Origin of the sequence: Novilysobacter viscosus (genome assembly GCF_046600715.1) — a bacterium.
GTDB lineage: Bacteria > Pseudomonadota > Gammaproteobacteria > Xanthomonadales > Xanthomonadaceae > Lysobacter_C > Lysobacter_C viscosus.
Genome location: NZ_JBJMAV010000003.1, coordinates 151,285 through 169,757 on the forward strand (window position 1 = coordinate 151,285; position 18,473 = coordinate 169,757).

Genomic DNA, 18,473 nt, shown 5'->3' on the forward strand with positions numbered 1-18,473 from the left:
CGAATGCCCCACGCCCTCCCCCTGGCCCTCGTGCTGGTCCTGTCTCTGGTGGCCTGCACTGGCGAGCGCGGGACCGCCATGCCGGCCGGCACCCCGGCCGTCGCCTCCGACCCGGCCGCGCCGCCGCCCATCGACCAGCCCGATGAGGACATCCCGCCCGCCACCGCGCCGGCGGTGCCCGCGACCGGCCCGGTCGAGGCGCGCATGGACGGCGTCGGGCCCGCACGCCTGGGGATGACCGACGAGGAGGTCCGGGCGGCCTGGGACGGCACGCTGGTGGGCAACCCGGCCGAAGGCGAATCGTGCTTCCACCTCAGTCCCGAGGGCCAGGTCGACATCGCCCACTTCGCGATGATGTTCGGCGACGGGCGGCTGGTGCGCTATTCGGTCGACAGCGACGCCATGGTCGCGCCCGGTGGCGGCCATCGCGGGATGTCGGCGGACGACATCCGCGGGCTGTACCCGGACCGCGTCGAGGCGCGTTCGCACATGTACACCGAAGGCCAGTACCTGCGGGTCACCGGCCACGCCGGCAGCGACACGGTGATCGTGTTCGAGACCGACGCGCAGGGCACCGTGTCCGGGTGGCGGGTCGGCGTGCAGCCGCACGTGGATTACGTGGAAGGCTGCTCGTAGCGGGCGTGGCGCGCTGCGCCAGCCGCTGCGCCTAGAATTGCCGGCGACGCTTCCGTCGCGGGTCAGCACACGGGGAGAGGGGTATGTGGGCATCACTGGGTTGGTTCGCTCTGGGCTTGTTGTTGCTGGCGCTGGGCGGCGATTCGATCGTCAAGGGCGCTTCGGGCCTGGCGCGCCGGTTGGGCGCATCGCCGTTCATTGCCGGGCTGGTGCTGGTCGCGATCGGCACGTCGCTGCCCGAACTGGCGGTCAACCTGCACGCGGTGTGGCGCGGCGACGCGTCCCTGGCACTTGGCAACGCGGTCGGCAGCAACATCGTCAACATCGGCCTGACCCTGGGCGCCGCTGCACTGGCGGCGCCGCTGCTGGTCCGTTGGCGCGCGCTCTCGCCACTGCTGGGTTGCCTGCTGGCCGGTACCGTGGTGGTGGCGCTGCTGGGCCTGGACGGCATGCTGTCGCGGGTCGAGGGCATCGGCCTGATGCTCGCGTTCGCCGCCGTGCTCGCGTTCGCGCTCACGCACAGCCGCAATGAATCACCCGAGTTGAAGGCGGAGATCGAGGCCTACACGGCCACCCGCACCGACTGGGGACTCAACCTGGTCCGCCTGCTGATCGCGGCCGCGCTGCTGTACTACGGGGCGCGCTTCGTCGTCGACGGTGCGCTCGGGCTGGGCCCGGCGCTGGGCATGAGTCCGCTGCTGCTTGGCCTGCTGCCGGTCGCGATCGGCACCGCGTTGCCGGAAGTGGCCGCGGCGATCGCGGCGGCGCGGCGGGGGCAGGGCGACATGGTGGTGGGCCACGTCATCGGCGCCAGCCTGTTCAACCTGCTGGTGGTGGTCGGCGGCATGGCGGCGATCCGGCCGGTATCGGTGCCCGAATCCTTCGTCAGGCTCGAGTGGCCGGCGGCGTTCGTGTTCGCCTTGATGCTGGTGCCGATGCTGCGTGGCGACCTGCGCCTGGGCCGTCGCGAGGGCGGCGTGCTGCTGGCGGCCTTCGTCGGCTGGGCGTTGCTGGAGTGGTGGGTCATCCGCCACTGAGGCCGGTCACCGCGCAATCCACCGGCGGACCGAAGTCCGGCAGGCGACGCCAGGCCGGCGAGCAACCCACGGCCTAGCGGCCTTCGCTTTCGCCGGCGGACCGCGCCGTGCCCGGCTCGGGCACGACCGGGGGCTGCGGTGTATCGGTATCGGGCAGGGCAGGACGCTGCTGCGGATCGAGCGCCAGCGCCGCACGGGCCATCAGGTGCGCGCTGATCGGCGCGGTGATGAACAGGAACACCGTGATCAGGATCTCGCGCAGCCCCAACGCCAGTCCATCCCCGAGCCACGCGTGGTAGCCGATCGATGCCAGCAGGATGCAGCCCACCCCCAGCGTGGTGGCCTTGGTGGGCCCGTGCAGCCGCTTGAGGAAGTCCGACAGCTTGACCAGCCCCAGCGAGCCGACCAGCACGAAGAAGCTGCCGATCGCGAGCAGCGCGGTCAGGGCGATGTCCAGCACCGGGCTCATTCGACGATGTCCCGGCGCAACACGTACTTGCTGAGCATGACCGTCCCCACGAAGCCGAGCATGGCGATGACCAGCGCCGCCTCGAAGAACACCGAGGACTGCAGGTACATCCCGAACAGGATCAGCACGGCGATGGTGTTCACGTACAGGGTGTCCAGCCCCAGGATGCGGTCGGGAACCGTAGGCCCACGCAACAGGCGCCACAGGCTCATCAGCATCGCCAGGCCGACCACGTGCAGTGCCACGAGCACGGCGATGTCGGTCACGGGAATATCTCCTTCAACGGCGCCTCGTAGCGCGCCTTGATCTCCGCCACGGTGGCCCGGGCATCCTTCAGGTTGAACGCGTGCACCAGCAGGTGGCGCTGGTCCTCGGACAGTTCGGCCGACAGCGTGCCGGGGGTCAGGGTGATGATGCTGGCCAGCGCGGTGATGCCGTGGATGTTGCGCAGGTCCAGTGGCAGCCAGAAGAAGCCCGGGGTCAGCACGCGCTCCGGACCGATGATCCGCCGCGCGACCTCGATGTTGGACAGCAGCATGTCCCACAGCACCCGGCGACCCAGCACCAGCACCGCCCACGACCGGCCGAAGCGGGCGCGTTCGGGCTGAAGCATCCCGGCCAACAATGGCAACGCCAACGCCAACACGGCAGCAAGTGCGAGCTGGCCGGGGCTGAAGTCGCCCACCAGCAGCAGCCACAGCACGAACACGGCCACGCTCAGCGGCGGCGAGGGCAGCAGGCGGCTCATGGCGAGGGCTCCCTGAGTTGCGGCACGCGATCACGCGCGGCCTGCATGTAGGCCGCGGGCTCAAGCACTTGCTCGCCCGCGGCCTGTGCGTAGCGAACCACCGGTGCGCCCCACACCGTCAGCCCGACGCCGTAGGCCAGCAGCAGCCCGGCGCCGGCCCACTGGGCGCGCAGAGGTGGCGAAGGGGGGCGTACGCCCTCGGGCCAGGGCTCGGCGCGCCAGAACACCTGGCTGCCGGTGCGGGCCAGTGCCACCAAAGTCAGCAGGCTGGTCAGCAGCACCGTGCCCCACACCCACATCCGCCACCCCTCCGGCACCGCGTCCAGCAGCAGCGCCTTGCCGATGAAGCCCGACAATGGCGGCAGGCCGGCAGCCGAGACCGCGGCGATTACGAACAGCAGCGCCAGCGGGGCGTTGCGGCGGAGCGGGCCGGCATTGTCCAGCGCGTCGCCCGCGCGCCCGCGCTGGCCCCGGACCAGGTCCATCACCAGGAACAGCCCGGCGGTGACGAAGGTGCTGTGCACCAGGTAGTAGAGGCCGGCACCGACGGTCGCAGGCGTGCCCAGCGCGAAGGCCACGAACAACGTCGCCGCCGAGGCGATCACCAGGTAGGCCACCAGCATCCGCAGGGTCGAGGCGGCCAGGGCGCCCAACGTGGCCAGCAGCAGGGTCAGCAGGCCGGTCCACAGCAGCCACGGCCACGCCCAGCCGGCGAGCTCGCCGGGGCCGTCGCCGAACACCAGCGTGTACACGCGCAGCACCGAGTACACGCCGACCTTGGTCATGATCGCGAACAGCGCCGCCACCGCGGCCGGCGCACGCGCGTAGGCGTTGGGCAGCCACAGGTACAGCGGCAGCAGCGCCGCCTTGGCGCAGAACACCACCAGCAGCAGGCCCGACGCCGCGCGCACCAGCGCCATGTCACCGCGGTCCAGCGCGGCCACGCGGGCGCCCATCTCGGCCATGTTGAGCGTGCCCAGCAGCCCGTACAGCAGCCCCAGTGCGACCAGGAACAGGGTCGAGGCGGTGATGTTGAAAACCACGTAGTGCAGGCCCGCGCGCATCCGCGGGCCGCGACCGCCGCTGAGCAGCAGGCCGTAGGAGGCGATCAGCATCACCTCGAAGAACACGAACAGGTTGAACAGGTCGCCGGTCAGGAACGCGCCATTGAGGCCCGCCAGCTGCAGCTGGAACAGGCCGTGGAAATGCCGCGCGCGGCGGTCCCAGCCCGCGCCCGCATAAAGCAGGCTGGCCACCGCCAGCAGGCTCGTGGTCAGCACCAGGCCGGCACTGAGCCGATCGGCCACCAGCGCGATGCCCAGTCGCGCCGGCCAGTCGCCCAGCAGGTAGAAGGTGATGGCGCCGGTGTCGGCCTGGACCACGAGCGCCATCGCCGCCAGCAGCAGCGCGAGCATCCCGGTCCAGCCGATGATCCGTTGCATGAAGATGCCGCGGCGCTCGAACACCAGCGCCACCGAACCGAACAGCAGCGGGAGCAGGATCGGCAACACCGCCAGGTGCACGGACAACGCCTCCGGCATCAGGGCATCCTCTCGCCGCCGGCATCGACGTGGTCATCGCCGTTGTCGGCGCGGCTGCGCATCGCCACCACGATGGTGACGGCCGTCATCGCGAAGGCGATCACGATCGCCGTCAGCACCAGCGCCTGCGGCAGCGGATCGGTGTAGTGCGCCAGCGTGGTGGCGACGCCGGGCCTGATCACCGGTGGCTTGCCCACGACCAGCCGGCCGGCGGAAAAGATCAGCAGGTTGGTCGCATACGACAGCAGGGTCAGCCCCAGGATCATGTCGAAGCTGCGCGAGCGCAGCAGCAGGTACACGCCGGCAGCGGTCAGGGTGCCGATGACGGTGGCCAGTGCGAATTCCACTAGAGGTGCCCTCGTTGCGTGTACGTGCCGGGCGCCGGCCGCCTTCCGGACTGCGCGTTGCGCATTCCGGTTCCCGTGTTCCTCCAGATCCCCGACATCACCGCTGCGCGCTGATGTCGCCCCCTTGACTCAAGGGGGCTGAAAACCGGAATGCGTTGCAGCTCAGTCGCTTGCGTCACGACGCCTCCGAACCGGATGGCAGCGCCACGGCACGTTTGCGGGCCTTCGGTGGCTTGACCGTGCCCATCATCGACAGGATCAGCATCGCGCCGCCGAACACCACCAGGTAGACGCCGATGTCGAAGCCCAGCGCGCTGGTCAACGGCACTTGGCCAATCAGCGGCACTGGCAGTTCGGCGTGGCCGCTGGTCAGGAACGGCAGGCCGAACAGCACCATCGGCGCGAGGCCGGTGAGCAGGGCCACGATCAGCCCCAGGCCGATCCATCGGGTGTAGTCGAAGCCCATGCGCGACTCGACGTAACGGCTGCCCAGCAGCACGTACTGCAGCAACAGCGGGATCGCCAGCACGAGCCCGGCGATGAAGCCGCCGCCGGGCTGGTTGTGCCCGCGCAGGAACAGGTACACCGATACCGCCAGCGCGAACGGGAACAGCAGGTGGCTGAGGTTGGCCGGCATCGGCAGGCGATCGGGCTCGCCCGGGATGACTTCGGTCGCGGCGATGCGCGCGCGCCGCAGCAGGGCGTGCACCACCAGGCCGGCGATGCCGAACACCGCGATCTCGCCCAGCGTGTCGAAGCCGCGGAAGTCCACCAGGATCACGTTGACCACGTTGCTGCCGTACCCCTCCGGCAGAGAACGCGCCAGCAGTTCGCCGGCGATGGTGTCGGCCGGGCGCGTCATCACCGCGTAGGCCAGCCCGCCGATGCCGGTGCCGGCGACCAGCGCGATGGCGGCATCGCGCATGCGCCGGGCGCGCGAGTTGGACCGGGCCGACTCCTGCGGCAGGTAGTTGAGCGCCAGCAGCATCAGCGCCACGGTGACCATTTCCACCAGCAACTGGGTCAGCGCCAGGTCGGGCGCGGACAGGAACACGAACACCACGCTGACCCCGAGCCCCACCGCGCCCACCACGATCAGCGCCAGCAGCCGCTGCCGGTGCAGCGCCACCGTGGCCACGGTGGCGGCCAGCAGCACCACCCAGACGGCCCAGCCGATCGGTGGCAACGGCTGGCTGCCACCGGCCTGCATCGCATCAAGTACCGGGGGCACCGCCGGCACCAGGCCGATCGCGATCACCGCCACCACCACCCACCACAGCGAGCGCTGCAGGCTGCCGTTGGTGACCTTGAAGGTGAAGCGCCGCGCCACCGCCAGCACGGCGCGGGTGTTGACCCGGAACAGCTGCCGGCCGAACGCGCGGCGGGCGATGGCGTGCAGGTCGAACAACCGCCGCAGGCCGAAGTACAGCACCACGCCACCGACGATGCCGCCCAGGCTCATCAGCAGTGGCAGGTTGATGCCATGCCACAGCGCCAGGCTGTAATAGGGCAGTTCGGGGCCGAGCACGCCCCGTGCGGCGGCTTCCAGCACCGGCGCTATGGTCCACGCCGGGATGATCCCCACCGCCAGGCACAGCACGACCAGGATGCCCACCGGCGCGCGCATGAAGCGCGGTGGCTCGTGCACCTCCTGCTCGACCGCACGCGGACCTTCGCCGAAGAAGGTGTCGTGCACGAAGCGCAGGCTGTAGGCCACGCCCAGGATGCCGGCCAGGAACGCGGCCACCGTCACCACGATCCGCATCGCGTCGCTGGGCACCTCCAGCGCCTGGGCGAAGAACATCTCCTTGGACAGGAACCCGTTGAGCAGCGGGATCCCGGCCATCGCCAGGGTCGCGATGATCGCCAAGGCGCTGGTGAAGGGCAGCAGCGTGCGCAGGTTGCCCAGCCGGCGCATGTCGCGGGTGCCGGTCTCGTGGTCGATGATGCCCGCGGCCATGAACAGCGAGGCCTTGAAGGTGGCGTGGTTGAGGATGTGGAACAGCCCGGCGACCACCGCCAGCGGCGTGGACAGGCCGAACAGCAGCGTGATCAGCCCCAGGTGGGAGATGGTCGAGTAGGCCAGCAGCCCCTTGAGGTCGTGCTGGAAGATGGCATTCCACGCGCCCACCAGCAGGGTCGCCGCACCGACGCTGGTGACCACGTAGAAAAACATCTCGGTACCCGCCAGGGCCGGGTGCAGGCGGGCCAGCAGGAACACGCCGGCCTTCACCATCGTGGCCGAGTGCAGGTAGGCCGACACCGGCGTGGGCGCGGCCATCGCGTGCGGCAGCCAGAAGTGGAACGGAAACTGCGCGCTCTTGGTGAAGATGCCGGCCAGCACCAGCCCGAGGATCGCCGGGTAGGTGGGCGCGGCCTTGATCGCCTCGCTCGCGGCGAACACCGCATCCAGCTCGTAGCTGCCCACCACCTGACCGATCAGGATCACGCCACCCAGCAGCGCCAGCCCGCCCGCGCCGGTGATGGTCAGCGCCATGCGCGCGCCTTCGCGCGCCTCGCGGTCATGCGACCAGTAGCCGATCAGCAGGAACGAACTGATCGAGGTGAGCTCCCAGAACACCGCCAGCAGCAGGAGGTTGCCGGCCAGCACCATCCCCAGCATCGCGCCCATGAACAGCAGCAGGTAGCCGAAGAACTTCGGCGCATCCTCGTGGGCGCCCAGGTAGTAGCGCGCGTACAGCACCACCAGCGCGCCGATCGCCAGCACCATCGTGGCGAACATCCACGCCAGGCCGTCCAGCCGCAGCGAGAACGCCAGGCCCAGCGGCTCGATCCACGGATGGCTCACCTGCGGTACCGCGCCCGACATCACCTCCGGCGTCAGCATCGCCAGGATGGCCAGCCCACCCAGCGGCGCCGCGCCTGCCAGCCACGACGTCAGGCGTCGCGAGGCCGTGCGGGCCAGCAGCACCCAGACGGCCAGGAGGAACGGCAGGGCTAGCAGGAGTTCGAGCATCACGCTCCTAGGGCGGGGCGCGGGGCGCGCGCGGGCGGCGGTGGGGCGGAAGGTGTTTCCACGCGCGGCAGCGACGGGCGCGGCGGCGCGGAAAACCACCGGATTCTACCCGATGCCTACGCGCGTCCCGGCGGGCTCGGCGGCTTGCGTATGCTTGCCCGCACCAGCCGATGCGGTCCCATGCCCAGCACGACACTTATTAATGCGCGCGCGCGTCTTCCCGCCCGCGGAGCCTCACCTGCGGTCGCCCCGTTTGCATCGTGGGGACGTACACGATGCGCGCGCTGATCTTCGGCGCCAGCGGCCAGGTCGGCATGCCGGTGCTCTCCCGGCTGCGTGCGGCCGGGTGGTCGATGGACGCGACCTCGCGGGTCGCGCGTGGCGACGTCGACGGCGTGACGTGGCACTGCGGTTCGCTGGACGCACCGCCGCCCACCTTGCCGGCGGCCTGCGAAGCCATCTTCAGCTGCGGGCCGCTGGATGCGTTCGCGCGCTGGTATGCGGCGAACGGAATCGATTGCCCGCGCGTGGTGGCGTTCGGATCGACCAGCGCGAGGGTGAAGCACGGCTCACCGGACCCGGCCGAGCGCGACGTTGCGATGCGGTTGGCGGAGGCGGAGGCCTCGCTGCTGGGGGTGGCACGCGAGCGTGGCGCCGCCGCCACCGTGCTGCGACCCACCCTGGTCTACGGCGCCGGACGCGACGCCACGCTGACCCGCATCGCCGTGCTGGCCCGGCGGCGCGGGGTGTTTCCGCTGCCAAGGGGGGCCCGCGGCCTGCGCCAGCCGGTCCATGTCGAGGACCTGGCCGACGCCGCGGTCGCCTGCCTGCGCGCACCCGCCGCGGCCGGCCGCGCCTTCGACCTGCCGGGGGGCGAGACCCTCGAGTACCGAGAGATGGTGGCGCGCGTGCTTGCGTGCCTGCAGCCGCCGGCGCGCCTGCTGGAACTGCCAGCGCCTTTGTTCGAGCTCGCGCTGAGGGCCGCCGGGGTGCTGGGCTTCGGCGCCGGGCCGGGCGATGCGGCCGTGGCCCGCATGCGCGAGGACCTGGTGTTCGACGCCGGTGCCGCCGTCCGCGAGCTGGGCTACGCCCCGCGGCCGTTCCGCCCCGAAGCGATGATGTTCGACCCGCCCGGCTGACCGGCTGCAGCGAATCGGAAAAGCCGCCTGCTAGAGCACGTCCTGGGGCGGGAGTTCGCGTGACTTGGTGATCGCCCGCAGTGCGATCATCAACACGCCGCCCAGCACCATCGCCCCGCCGACCCACATCGCCGGCCCCGGGCGGTCGCCCCACACCACGATGCCCAGCACCACCGCCAGCACCGGGGTCAGCAACAGCCAGGGCATCAGCAGGGACACCGGGTGGCGCTGCACCAGCACGTAGTACAGGCCGTGCCCCAGCAGCGAGGAGACGAACGCGGCGTACGCAACGCCCAGCCAGCCGACCCAGCTCACCTCGTCCAGCCGCGCCACGCTGCCCGGTTCCATCCACAGGCTCAGGCCGAGCAACGGCAGCACGCTGATCACCGCGGTCCAGCCCTGCTGGCTGAAGACGTCCAGCCCGCGCAGGCGCTTCATCAGCACCGTGCCCAGCGCCAGCGAGGCCGCCGAGACCAGCATCAGTGCCAATGCGTCCGGCCGGCGGAACACCAGCGGGTCCAGGCCCAGCACCAGCACGCCGGCAAAGCTCACCCCGATGGCCAGCCCGGTGCGCCAGCCGAAGCGGTCATCCAGCAGCCACCACGCCAGCAACGCGGTCATCGGCACGTAGCTCTGCATCACGATGGCGGGGGAGGTCAGGTTGCCGGCCAGCTTCAGCGCCAGGAAGCTCAGGCCGAAATGCGCCACGCCCACGCACAGGCACACCGCCACCAGTCGCGGCCACTGGCCCGGCGAGGGTCGCTTCATCACGAACACCAGCGGCAGCGCCAGCAGCGCGAAGCGCAGCGCACTGAACAGGAAGGGCGGGATCTCGCGCAGGGCCAGTGCCGAGGTGAGGAAGTTGAAGGCCCAGGCCACGCAGATCAGCAGGACCAGGGCGATATCGCGTGGCGGCATGGAGCGTGGATCCGGCGAGGGCGGCAACGCCGGACCTTACACGCCCTGCGCCCAGGTTGGGTCGAGGTGTACGGCTGCGATGGAAACGGCTACGCCCGGGGCACGCGGGTTTTCAGTAGCTCCAGCCCAGGCGCCGGTACAGCTTCAACAGCACCCAGGCCGGCCCGATCAACAGGTAGGTCAGGTCGGTGAGGAAACTGGGCTTGCGCCCTTCGATCCTGTGGCCGATGAACTGTGCGATCCACGTCACCACGAACACCACCACCGCCAGGGTCACCAGCGGCATCCGGCCCAGGGTGGCGAACAGCACGTGGGTCAGCAGCCCCAGCAACGCGAACATCGCCGCCATGCCCAGCCCCAGCCGCCGCGAGGCGCGGTAGTAGAAGAGAAAGGCGGCGAACATCGCCAGCCCGGCCCAGAAGCCAGCGCGAAACAGCGTGCCGGGCGCCGGGATGCACCACAGCAGCGCGACCACGCTCCACAGGATCAAAGGCACCGCGAACACGTGGATGGCCTGGTTGGTGGCGTCGCGGTGGTCGCCGGAGTAGCTCGCGAACCAGCGGTCGATCGGGCGGGTGGCGGCGTCCATGGCGGTCTCCGGCAGGCGATGGCGGGAGTATGGCAAGGGCCGGGCGTGCGCGCATGGCCGGCCCGGTGCCGCCCCTGCGCAATTGTTGTAGGAGCGACGTGAGTCGCGACCGCCATCGACCCATGACGTCGCAATCCGGTTGCCGGGTCGCGACTCACGTCGCTCCTACAAAGGCCAGCGACGGGAGATCGCGGCTGAAGCCGCTCCTACAACAGCGGCGTGCGCGCGGCTTCAGCGAGCTTCTTGTAGGAGCGCCTTCAGGCGCGATCCCCAATCGGTTTGCTCTCGGGGGTAGGCGCGGCAGGCGCCCCCGCCTCAATCGATCCGGATGCCGGCCAGCCGCTCCAGCGCCTCGGCGTACTTCGCACGGGTGCGCTCGATCACCTCGGGCGGCAGCCGGGGGCCGGGCGCGGTCTTGTCCCAGGCCAGCGTTTCCAGGTAGTCGCGCACGAACTGCTTGTCGTAGCTCGGCGGGCTGGTGCCGACCTGGTACTCGTCGGCCGGCCAGTAGCGCGATGAGTCGGGGGTCAGCATCTCGTCCATCACGTACAGCCGCCCGTCGACGTCGGTGCCGAATTCGAACTTGGTGTCGGCCAGCAGGATCCCGCGGCCGGCGGCGAAATCGGCCGCGTAGCGGTACAGGCGCAGCGTCGCGTCGCGCACCGCCTCGGCCAGCTCGGCGCCACACAGGCGCACCGCGGTGTCGAAATCGATGTTCTCGTCGTGGTCGCCGACGGCCGCCTTGGTCGAAGGGGTGAAGATCGGCTCGTCCAGCTTCTGCGCCTGCTCCAGGCCATCGGGCAGGGCGATGCCGCTGATGCGTCCGGTGCGCTGGTAGTCCTTCCAGCCGCTGCCGATCACGTAGCCGCGCGCGATGCACTCGATCGGCACCGGCTTGAGCCGGCGCGTCACCACCGCGCGCTTCTCGTACAGCGAAGCATCGACGCCATCGGGCAGCACCGATGCGACGTCGATGCCGGTCAGGTGGTTGGGAACGATGTGGCCGGTCTTGTCGAACCAGAAGTTGCTGATCTGGCAGAGCATCTCGCCCTTGCCCGGGATGGGGTCGGGCAGCACCACGTCGAACGCACTCAGCCGGTCGGTGGCCACCATCAGCAGGCAGTCGCCCGGGCCGGCATCGGCCGGCAGCGTGCCGGCGGGCAGGTCGAACACGTCGCGCACCTTGCCGCGGTGGCGCAGGTGCAGGCCGGGCAGGTCGGATTCCAGCAGGTAGGGTCGATGCATGTTGGTGGACAACGTGGGGTCCCGGATGGCGCAGGTCCCGCCGTGCAGCGCTTCGCGCGCCCGCGCGTCGGGGGCCGGGCAGTGTACGCCGGTCGGCGGCCGGGTGCAGGTACACTCGCGGCGGGCTTCGCGGGCGTCCCGCGCGGGCCGTAACCGCCTCCCGGAGTGCCGATCCCCCTCATGAAACGCTGGTACGGAAAACTGCTGGGACTGCTGGCCGGGGCGGCGCTGTTCCGGGTCAATCCGCTGGTGGGCGCACTGATCGGCCTGCTGGTCGGCCACGCGTTCGACACCGACTGGTTCAAGCTGCGCCGCGACAACCCCTTCGCGCAGCTGGGCCTGACCTCCGAGGCGAGCGATGCGGAGGTCGAACAGGCCTACCGGCGCCTGATCGCCCAGTACCACCCCGACCGCGTGGCCGGCGCCGCCCCCGAACTGCGCGCCCAGGCAGAGACCAAGGCGCGCCAGATCAACGGCGCCTACGACCGCATCAAGGCACTGCGAAAGCGCTGAGCGCGACGCGTGGGTTCCGTCGCCGGTACCTGGGGGGCGACAATGCGCCCCTGCCCCGCACGAGCGCCGCCATGCAACCCACCGTCATCGCCCCGTCCATCCTGTCGGCCAACTTCGCCAAGCTGGGCGAAGAGGTGGACGCCGTCCTGGCCGCTGGCGCGGACTGGGTGCACTTCGACGTGATGGACAACCACTACGTGCCCAACCTCACCATCGGCCCGATGGTGTGCGAGGCGCTGCGCAAGCACGGGGTGACCGCGCCGATCGACGTGCACCTGATGGTCGAGCCGGTCGACCGCATCGTCCCCGACTTCGCCAAGGCGGGGGCATCGATGATCAGCTTCCACCCGGAGGCCAGCGGGCATGTGCACCGCACCGTGCAGCTGATCAAGTCGCACGGCTGCCAGGCCGGTCTGGTGCTGAACCCGGCCACGCCGGTGGACGTGCTGGAGTGGGTGCTGGACGAGCTCGACCTGGTGCTGCTGATGTCGGTCAACCCGGGCTTTGGCGGGCAGTCCTTCATTCCCTCTGCGCTGGACAAGCTGCGCCGCGTGCGCCAGATGATCGACCGCAGCGGCAGGCCGATCCGGTTGGAGATCGACGGGGGGGTCAAGGCCGACAACATCGCCGAGATCGCCGCGGCCGGGGCGGACACGTTCGTCGCGGGGTCCGCGATCTTCAACGGCGGCGACTATGCCGACGTTATCGGGCGGATGAAGGCGGCGGTCGCCGGCGCGCGCTGAACCCCGCCGGATGCAGCAAGGCCGGCGCCGTTGCCGGCACCGGCCTGGAAGATTGGAGGCAATCCCGCCTCCGCCCGTCGTCCCTGAGAATGGACTCCAATGCTCCGCGCACCCGATGACAGGACGATGACCGCCCGGCGTCGTGCACGTGTCCGCGGGATGGGGCGGCTTCACGGCTGCTTTGCGCCACGTTGCTAGCCTGCTGCACCACCCCCGAATGAAGGCCTCCATGTCCACCGCCTACTGGTGCCTGGTCCTCAACGGCAAGTCCGCCGGCGACGACGCGGTGCGCGATGCCGTGCTCGACCTGCGGCGCACCGGCCTGCGCATCGACGTGCGGGTGACGTGGGAGGCCGGCGATGCGGCGCGCCACGTCGCCGAGGCGCTTGCGGCGGGCGTTGACACGGTCATTGCCGCCGGCGGCGACGGCACGTTCAGCGAAGTGGCCACCGCACTGGCGGGCAGCGATACGGATGCCGCAACGCTGCCCTCGCTGGGCCTCATCCCGCTGGGCACCGCCAACGACTTCGCAGTCGCCGCCGAACTGCCGCTGGAACCGGCCGAGGCGCTTGAACTGGTCCGGCGCAGCGCGGCGCAGCCGATCGACCTGTTGTGCGTGGAAGCCGACGGCAGCCACCACTGGTGCGCCAACCTCGCCAGCGGCGGGTTCGGCACGCAGGTGACGGTCGAGACCGACGACGGCCTGAAGAAGATGCTCGGCGGCCTGGCCTACCTGATCACCGGCATCGCCCAGCTCGGGCGGATCGACCCGATCCACGCCCGGGTCACCGGCCCGGACTTCGCCTGGGAGGGCGGCTTCATCGCACTGGGCGCGGGTAACGGGCGCCAGGCCGGCGGGGGCCAGGTGCTGTGCCCGGAGGCGCTGATCGACGACGCGCTGCTGGACCTCACCGTGGTTCCGGAACTGGAGGGAGAGGTGGGCGCCACGGTGGCCGCGCTGTTGACCGAAGGCAAGCAGCGGGCGCTCGACCGGGTAGCGGTGCGCGCGCAGTTGCCCTGGGTGGAGATCGAAGGGGTGGAGCCCTTCGTGCTCAACCTCGACGGCGAGCCGGTGGAGGCAAGTCGGTTCCGCATCGGCTGCGTCGCGGCGCGCCTGCGCATGCACCTGCCGCCCGGTTGCCCGTTGCTGCGCATCCCGGGCAACCCCCTGCCCACGCGCGAGGCCGCGCCCACGCCCGATCCCACCGCGGACATCGACGGCGAGCCCGCCCCGACGCCGGCGGTCCTGTCGGCCTAGGCCTGCAACCGGCCGACGAAGCGGCTAAAGTAGCGCCCCATGAACCTCCGGGCGAACCTCCTTTCCTGCGGTGCCGACACGGGTTGGCGATGGTGGCCGATGCCCGCCGCCGTCCACGCCCCGTCGCCTACCCAGGAAGTGCCGCATGCCGTCGCCCCGCACGTTCACCACCGAGCAGTTCCAGCAGCAGGCCGCTGAAGGCCACACCCGGATCCCCGTCGTCCGCGAGGTCTTTTCCGACCTCGACACCCCGCTCTCGGTCTACCTGAAGCTGGCCGACGGCCCCCATACCTACCTGTTCGAATCGGTGGAGGGCGGCGAGCGCTTCGGCCGCTATTCGATCATCGGCCTGCCGGCGCGGCGCGTTTACGCCTTCGCCGGCCACACCCTGGTGGTCAGCGAACATGGCGAACTGGTCGAGTCGCGCGAGGTCGCCGACCCCTTCGCCGAAGTCGAACGCCTGCGCGCCATGCACTCGGTGCCCAGGATCGAAGGGCTTCCCGGTTTCACCGGCGGGCTGGTGGGCTGGTTCGGCTTCGAGTGCATCGGCTACATCGAACCGCGGCTGGCCGGGCCCGGGCCCGACGGCTCCACGCTGCGCGACGAACTGGGAACGCCCGAGATCCTGCTGATGCTCAGCGAGGAACTGGCGGTGTTCGACAACCTCAAGGGCCGGTTGTACCTGATCGTCCATGCCGACCCGTCCGAGCCGCAGGCATTCGCGCGTGCCAACCGCCGGCTCGACCAGCTGGTACACCGGCTGCGCACGACCGGGGCGACCTACCCCGACACCCTCGATGGCGCCGCGCTGGACGAGTCGCACTTCGTCTCCGGCTTCACCCGCGAAGGCTTCATCGAAGCGGTGGAGAAGTCCAAGGACTACATCCGCGCCGGAGACGTGTTCCAGGTGGTGCTCAGCCAGCGCCTGAGCGTGCCGTTCAAGGCCCGCCCGGTGGACGTGTACCGCGCCCTGCGCGCGCTCAATCCCTCGCCCTACATGTACTTCCTGGACGTGGGCGACATGCAGGTGGTCGGATCCTCGCCGGAGATCCTGGTGCGGCTGGAAGGCATGGGTACCGACGCGCCCACCCTCACCGTGCGCCCGATCGCCGGCACGCGCCCCCGCGGCGAAACGCCCGAGGCCGACGCGGCTCTGGAAGCCGAACTGCTGGCCGATCCCAAGGAGCGCGCCGAGCACCTGATGCTGATCGACCTGGGCCGCAACGACGTGGGCCGGGTCAGCGAGCCGGGCACGGTGCAGGTCGGCGAGCAGTTCGTGATCGAGCGCTACAGCCACGTCATGCACATCGTCAGCGAGGTCACCGGCACCCTGAAGTCGGGCATGAGCTACGCCGACGTACTGCGCGCCACGTTCCCGGCCGGCACCGTCAGCGGCGCGCCCAAGATCCGCGCGCTGGAAGTCATCCGCGAACTGGAGCCCATCAAGCGCAACGTCTACGCCGGCAGCATCGGCTACATCGGCTGGCATGGCGACGCCGACACCGCCATCGCGATCCGCACCGCGGTCATCCAGGACGGCCGCCTGCACGTGCAGGCCGGCGCCGGCATCGTGTACGACTCCGATCCCGGCAAGGAATGGGACGAGACGATGAACAAGGGACGCGCGCTGTTCCGCGCGGTGGCCGAAGCGGCAAGGGGACTGTGACGTGCTGCTGATGATCGACAACTACGACAGTTTCACCTTCAACCTCGTGCAGTACCTGCAGGTGCTGGGCGCGGAGGTCGAGGTGGTTCGCAACGATGCGCTGTCGGTCGCGCAGATCGCCGCGCTTGCGCCCGAGCGCATCGTGATTTCACCGGGGCCGTGTACCCCGAACGAAGCGGGCGTGTCGGTGGAGGTGATTCGCGAACTGGGCGCGACCACGCCGATCCTGGGCGTGTGCCTGGGCCACCAGAGCCTGGGCCAGGCATTCGGTGGCGACGTGGTGCGTGCCAAGTCGATCATGCATGGCAAGACCTCGGCGATCCGCCACGAGGGCCGGGGCGTGTTCGCCGGCCTGCCCGATGCGTACGAGGCGACGCGTTACCACTCGCTGGTGGTCGCGCGCGACACCCTGCCCGGATGCCTGGAGATCACCGCCTGGACAGAGGACGCGGACGGGGGCTTCGATGAAATCATGGGACTGCGCCATCGCGAGTACCCGCTGGAAGGCGTGCAGTTCCACCCCGAATCGATCCTCACCGAGCACGGCCATGCACTGTTGAAGAACTTCCTGGAGCGGTGATCTCACCACCTGCAGGAGAGACGTCGGTCGCGATCACGCCACCCGGTTCGGGCGCGGTCGCCCGATGTGCGGTCGCGACTGACGTCGCTCCTACAGGGGTCCGTGACGGCGATGTCGGATCGCGGCTGAAGCCGCTCCTGCAAGGTCGGCCGGACGTTCCGACCCCCGCCACGCCGTCGCGACCCGCACACCGAGACACCGAGAACCGCCATGCCCATCACCCCGCAAGAAGCGCTGCAGCGACTGATCGAACACCGCGAGATTTTCCACGACGAAATGATGGACCTGATGCGGATGATCATCCGCGGCGAGGTTTCGGCGCCGTTGACCGCGGCGATCCTCACCGGGTTGCGGGTGAAGAAGGAAACCATCGGCGAGATCGCCGGCGCGGCAGCGGTGCTGCGCGAGTTCTCGCGCCCGGTTGAGGTTGCCGACCGCACCCACCTGGTCGACATCGTCGGCACCGGCGGCGATGGCGCGCACACCTTCAACATCTCCACCGCGAGCATGTTCGTGATCGCCGCGGCCGGGGCCAAGGTCGCCAAGCACGGCAACCGCAGCGTGTCCTCCAAATCCGGCAGTGCCGACGTACTGGAAGCGCTGGGGGCGGCCATCGACCTGCAGCCCGGGCAGGTATCCCAGTGCATCGCGCGTACCGGCATCGGCTTCATGTTCGCCCCCGTCCACCACCCGGCGATGAAGGCGGTCGCGCCGATCCGCGCGGAGATGGGCGTGCGCACGCTGTTCAATATCCTCGGGCCGTTGACCAACCCGGCCGATGCGCCGGCCATCCTGATGGGCGTGTTCCACCCGGACCTGGTCGGCATCCAGGTGCGCGTGCTGCAGGAACTGGGCGCACAACGCGCGCTGGTGGTGTGGGGCCGCGACGGCATGGACGAGTTGTCACTGGGCGCGGGCTCGCTGGTGGGCGAGCTGCGCGACGGGGTGGTGCGCGAATACGAAGTGCACCCGGAAGACTTCGGCATCGCCATGGCCGCCAGCCGCAACCTGAAGGTGGCCGACGCGGGCGAATCGCGCACGATGGTGCTGCAGGCGCTGGAGAACGAGGACGGCCTGCCGCGGGAGATCGTGGCCTTCAACTCGGGTGCGGCGCTGTACGTGGCCGGCGTGGCCGACAGCATCGCCGACGGCATCGGCCTGGCGCGCATGGCGATCGCGTCCGGCCGGGCGCGTGAGAAGCTTGACCAGTTCGTTTCGGCCACCCGGGAGCTGGCAGCGGCATGAGCGACATCCTCACCACCATCCTGGCGCGCAAACAGGAGGAGATCGAGCAGCGCAGCCGCGTCAGGTCGCTTTCCGAGTTGCGCACGCGCGTTTCTTCGCAGCCGCCGACCCGAGGTTTCGCCGCGGCCATCGACCGGAAACTGGCGGCGGGCGAGGCCGCCGTCATCGCCGAGGTGAAGAAGGCCAGCCCGTCCAAGGGCGTCATCCGGCCCGATTTCCACCCCGCCGAGATCGCACGCAGCTATGAAGTCGGTGGCGCCGCCTGCCTGTCGGTGCTGACCGACGTCGACTTCTTCCAGGGCAGCAACCTGTACCTGGCCGCGGCGCGTGGCGCTTGCACGTTGCCGGTGATCCGCAAGGACTTCGTCATCGATCCCTACCAGGTTTTCGAGGCGCGGATGATCGGTGCCGACGCGATCCTGCTCATCGTCGCGGCGCTGGAGGACGGCCCGATGATCGAGATGGCCAACCTCGCCAACGAACTGGGCATGGACGTGCTGGTGGAGGTCCACGACATCGATGAGCTGGAGCGCGCGCTGCAGACCGATTGCCAGCTGATCGGGGTGAACAACCGCAACCTGCGCACCTTCGAGGTCTCGCTGGACACCACGCTGGACCTCAAGGGCGCGGTGCCGCCGGATCGCACGCTGGTGACGGAAAGCGGGATCGCCAGCGCGGCGGATGTCGCGAAGATGCGCCAAGCCGGGGTGCACGCATTCCTGGTCGGCGAATCGTTCATGCGCGAGCCCGACCCGGGTGCGGCGCTGGCGCGGATGTTCGGCCGATGACCGTGCCTGCCGCGCGCGCCCGACGCCTGCCAGC

At 70.1% G+C, this 18,473-nt stretch carries 18 protein-coding genes and 1 pseudogene; 10 read left to right on the forward strand and 9 right to left on the reverse strand.

Annotation, left to right across the window (positions count from 1 at the left end):
• Nucleotides 1-3 precede the first annotated feature (3 nt).
• Both ACJQWL_RS06465 and ACJQWL_RS06470 read left to right on the forward strand, forming a co-directional pair.
• Nucleotides 4-636, forward strand: a complete 633-nt coding sequence (locus ACJQWL_RS06465) for a lectin (RefSeq protein WP_411300786.1) — start codon at nucleotides 4-6, stop codon at nucleotides 634-636.
• Nucleotides 637-719: 83 nt separating this feature from the next.
• Nucleotides 720-1,673: a calcium/sodium antiporter gene (locus ACJQWL_RS06470; RefSeq protein ID WP_330969408.1), complete on the forward strand. Its 954-nt coding sequence runs from the start codon at nucleotides 720-722 to the stop codon at nucleotides 1,671-1,673.
• Between the two features lie 73 nt (nucleotides 1,674-1,746).
• Here the strand turns inward: ACJQWL_RS06470 and ACJQWL_RS06475 are convergent, their stop codons facing one another.
• The 6 genes from ACJQWL_RS06475 to ACJQWL_RS06500 form a co-directional block, all read right to left on the reverse strand.
• Entirely contained in the window at nucleotides 1,747-2,142 is a 396-nt protein-coding gene (locus tag ACJQWL_RS06475) for a Na+/H+ antiporter subunit G (protein WP_330969409.1), read from the reverse strand.
• A complete protein-coding gene (locus ACJQWL_RS06480; RefSeq protein WP_330969415.1) occupies nucleotides 2,139-2,360 on the reverse strand; it encodes a K+/H+ antiporter subunit F in 222 nt (73 codons plus the stop codon). The genes ACJQWL_RS06475 and ACJQWL_RS06480 overlap by 4 nt, the downstream gene beginning before the upstream one ends.
• A 44-nt stretch (nucleotides 2,361-2,404) precedes the next feature.
• Nucleotides 2,405-2,890: a Na+/H+ antiporter subunit E gene (locus tag ACJQWL_RS06485; protein ID WP_330969410.1), complete on the reverse strand. Its 486-nt coding sequence runs from the start codon at nucleotides 2,888-2,890 to the stop codon at nucleotides 2,405-2,407.
• Nucleotides 2,887-4,431 carry a monovalent cation/H+ antiporter subunit D gene (locus ACJQWL_RS06490; protein ID WP_330969411.1) on the reverse strand — a complete coding sequence of 515 codons (1,545 nt, stop codon included), beginning with the start codon at nucleotides 4,429-4,431 and terminating at the stop codon, nucleotides 2,887-2,889. The genes ACJQWL_RS06485 and ACJQWL_RS06490 overlap by 4 nt, the downstream gene beginning before the upstream one ends.
• The gene (locus tag ACJQWL_RS06495; RefSeq protein ID WP_330969412.1) at nucleotides 4,431-4,778 is read right to left on the reverse strand and encodes a Na+/H+ antiporter subunit C; all 348 of its coding nucleotides are present in this window, start codon (nucleotides 4,776-4,778) and stop codon (nucleotides 4,431-4,433) included. The genes ACJQWL_RS06490 and ACJQWL_RS06495 overlap by 1 nt, the downstream gene beginning before the upstream one ends.
• Before the next feature lie 175 nt (nucleotides 4,779-4,953).
• The gene (locus ACJQWL_RS06500; protein ID WP_330969413.1) at nucleotides 4,954-7,755 is read right to left on the reverse strand and encodes a monovalent cation/H+ antiporter subunit A; all 2,802 of its coding nucleotides are present in this window, start codon (nucleotides 7,753-7,755) and stop codon (nucleotides 4,954-4,956) included.
• A 275-nt stretch (nucleotides 7,756-8,030) separates the two neighbouring features.
• On the opposite strand from ACJQWL_RS06500, the gene ACJQWL_RS06505 reads away from it, so the two are divergent.
• Nucleotides 8,031-8,894: an NAD-dependent epimerase/dehydratase family protein gene (locus ACJQWL_RS06505; protein WP_411300787.1), complete on the forward strand. Its 864-nt coding sequence runs from the start codon at nucleotides 8,031-8,033 to the stop codon at nucleotides 8,892-8,894.
• Between the two features lie 30 nt (nucleotides 8,895-8,924).
• Here the strand turns inward: ACJQWL_RS06505 and ACJQWL_RS06510 are convergent, their stop codons facing one another.
• The 3 genes from ACJQWL_RS06510 to ACJQWL_RS06520 all read right to left on the reverse strand — a co-directional run bounded on the left by ACJQWL_RS06510 (nucleotide 8,925) and on the right by ACJQWL_RS06520 (nucleotide 11,646).
• Nucleotides 8,925-9,812, reverse strand: coding sequence for a DMT family transporter (locus ACJQWL_RS06510; protein ID WP_330968907.1), 888 nt, complete (start codon nucleotides 9,810-9,812; stop codon nucleotides 8,925-8,927).
• Between the two features lie 112 nt (nucleotides 9,813-9,924).
• On the reverse strand, nucleotides 9,925-10,401 hold the full coding sequence (locus ACJQWL_RS06515) for an Mpo1 family 2-hydroxy fatty acid dioxygenase (RefSeq protein ID WP_330968906.1): 477 nt from the start codon (nucleotides 10,399-10,401) through the stop codon (nucleotides 9,925-9,927).
• 315 nt (nucleotides 10,402-10,716) lie between these two features.
• Nucleotides 10,717-11,646 carry a phosphoribosylaminoimidazolesuccinocarboxamide synthase gene (locus ACJQWL_RS06520; RefSeq protein ID WP_330968910.1) on the reverse strand — a complete coding sequence of 310 codons (930 nt, stop codon included), beginning with the start codon at nucleotides 11,644-11,646 and terminating at the stop codon, nucleotides 10,717-10,719.
• Nucleotides 11,647-11,826: 180 nt separating this feature from the next.
• Here ACJQWL_RS06520 and ACJQWL_RS06525 point away from each other — a divergent pair, with 180 nt between their 5' ends.
• The 7 genes and pseudogenes from ACJQWL_RS06525 to trpC all read left to right on the forward strand — a co-directional run bounded on the left by ACJQWL_RS06525 (nucleotide 11,827) and on the right by trpC (nucleotide 18,439).
• Nucleotides 11,827-12,159: a J domain-containing protein gene (locus ACJQWL_RS06525; RefSeq protein ID WP_330968905.1), complete on the forward strand. Its 333-nt coding sequence runs from the start codon at nucleotides 11,827-11,829 to the stop codon at nucleotides 12,157-12,159.
• A gap of 71 nt (nucleotides 12,160-12,230) precedes the next feature.
• Entirely contained in the window at nucleotides 12,231-12,902 is a 672-nt protein-coding gene (rpe, locus tag ACJQWL_RS06530) for a ribulose-phosphate 3-epimerase (RefSeq protein ID WP_330968904.1), read from the forward strand.
• Nucleotides 12,903-13,131: 229 nt separating this feature from the next.
• Nucleotides 13,132-14,052, forward strand: a pseudogene (yegS, locus tag ACJQWL_RS06535) (lipid kinase YegS); the annotation flags it as partial.
• Between the two features lie 253 nt (nucleotides 14,053-14,305).
• Complete coding sequence (trpE, locus tag ACJQWL_RS06540; protein WP_330968903.1) at nucleotides 14,306-15,826, forward strand: anthranilate synthase component I; 1,521 nt, start codon at nucleotides 14,306-14,308, stop codon at nucleotides 15,824-15,826.
• Between the two features lies 1 nt (nucleotide 15,827).
• Entirely contained in the window at nucleotides 15,828-16,406 is a 579-nt protein-coding gene (locus tag ACJQWL_RS06545; protein ID WP_330968902.1) for an anthranilate synthase component II, read from the forward strand.
• Between the two features lie 210 nt (nucleotides 16,407-16,616).
• Nucleotides 16,617-17,651: an anthranilate phosphoribosyltransferase gene (gene trpD, locus ACJQWL_RS06550; RefSeq protein WP_330968901.1), complete on the forward strand. Its 1,035-nt coding sequence runs from the start codon at nucleotides 16,617-16,619 to the stop codon at nucleotides 17,649-17,651.
• Entirely contained in the window at nucleotides 17,648-18,439 is a 792-nt protein-coding gene (trpC, locus tag ACJQWL_RS06555; protein ID WP_330968900.1) for an indole-3-glycerol phosphate synthase TrpC, read from the forward strand. Before trpD ends, trpC begins: the two co-directional genes overlap by 4 nt.
• Nucleotides 18,440-18,473: the final 34 nt, after the last annotated feature.

Coding starts and splice junctions, on each gene's coding strand:
- ACJQWL_RS06465 (WP_411300786.1), top strand. CDS start 4: ATGCCCCACGCCCTCCCCCTGGCCCTCGTGCTGGTCCTGTCTCTGGTG.
- ACJQWL_RS06470 (WP_330969408.1), top strand. CDS start 720: ATGTGGGCATCACTGGGTTGGTTCGCTCTGGGCTTGTTGTTGCTGGCG.
- ACJQWL_RS06475 (WP_330969409.1), bottom strand. CDS start 2,142: ATGAGCCCGGTGCTGGACATCGCCCTGACCGCGCTGCTCGCGATCGGC.
- ACJQWL_RS06480 (WP_330969415.1), bottom strand. CDS start 2,360: ATGCTGATGAGCCTGTGGCGCCTGTTGCGTGGGCCTACGGTTCCCGAC.
- ACJQWL_RS06485 (WP_330969410.1), bottom strand. CDS start 2,890: ATGAGCCGCCTGCTGCCCTCGCCGCCGCTGAGCGTGGCCGTGTTCGTG.
- ACJQWL_RS06490 (WP_330969411.1), bottom strand. CDS start 4,431: ATGCCGGAGGCGTTGTCCGTGCACCTGGCGGTGTTGCCGATCCTGCTC.
- ACJQWL_RS06500 (WP_330969413.1), bottom strand. CDS start 7,755: ATGCTCGAACTCCTGCTAGCCCTGCCGTTCCTCCTGGCCGTCTGGGTG.
- ACJQWL_RS06505 (WP_411300787.1), top strand. CDS start 8,031: ATGCGCGCGCTGATCTTCGGCGCCAGCGGCCAGGTCGGCATGCCGGTG.
- ACJQWL_RS06510 (WP_330968907.1), bottom strand. CDS start 9,812: ATGCCGCCACGCGATATCGCCCTGGTCCTGCTGATCTGCGTGGCCTGG.
- ACJQWL_RS06515 (WP_330968906.1), bottom strand. CDS start 10,401: ATGGACGCCGCCACCCGCCCGATCGACCGCTGGTTCGCGAGCTACTCC.
- ACJQWL_RS06520 (WP_330968910.1), bottom strand. CDS start 11,646: ATGCATCGACCCTACCTGCTGGAATCCGACCTGCCCGGCCTGCACCTG.
- ACJQWL_RS06525 (WP_330968905.1), top strand. CDS start 11,827: ATGAAACGCTGGTACGGAAAACTGCTGGGACTGCTGGCCGGGGCGGCG.
- rpe (WP_330968904.1), top strand. CDS start 12,231: ATGCAACCCACCGTCATCGCCCCGTCCATCCTGTCGGCCAACTTCGCC.
- trpE (WP_330968903.1), top strand. CDS start 14,306: ATGCCGTCGCCCCGCACGTTCACCACCGAGCAGTTCCAGCAGCAGGCC.
- trpD (WP_330968901.1), top strand. CDS start 16,617: ATGCCCATCACCCCGCAAGAAGCGCTGCAGCGACTGATCGAACACCGC.
- trpC (WP_330968900.1), top strand. CDS start 17,648: ATGAGCGACATCCTCACCACCATCCTGGCGCGCAAACAGGAGGAGATC.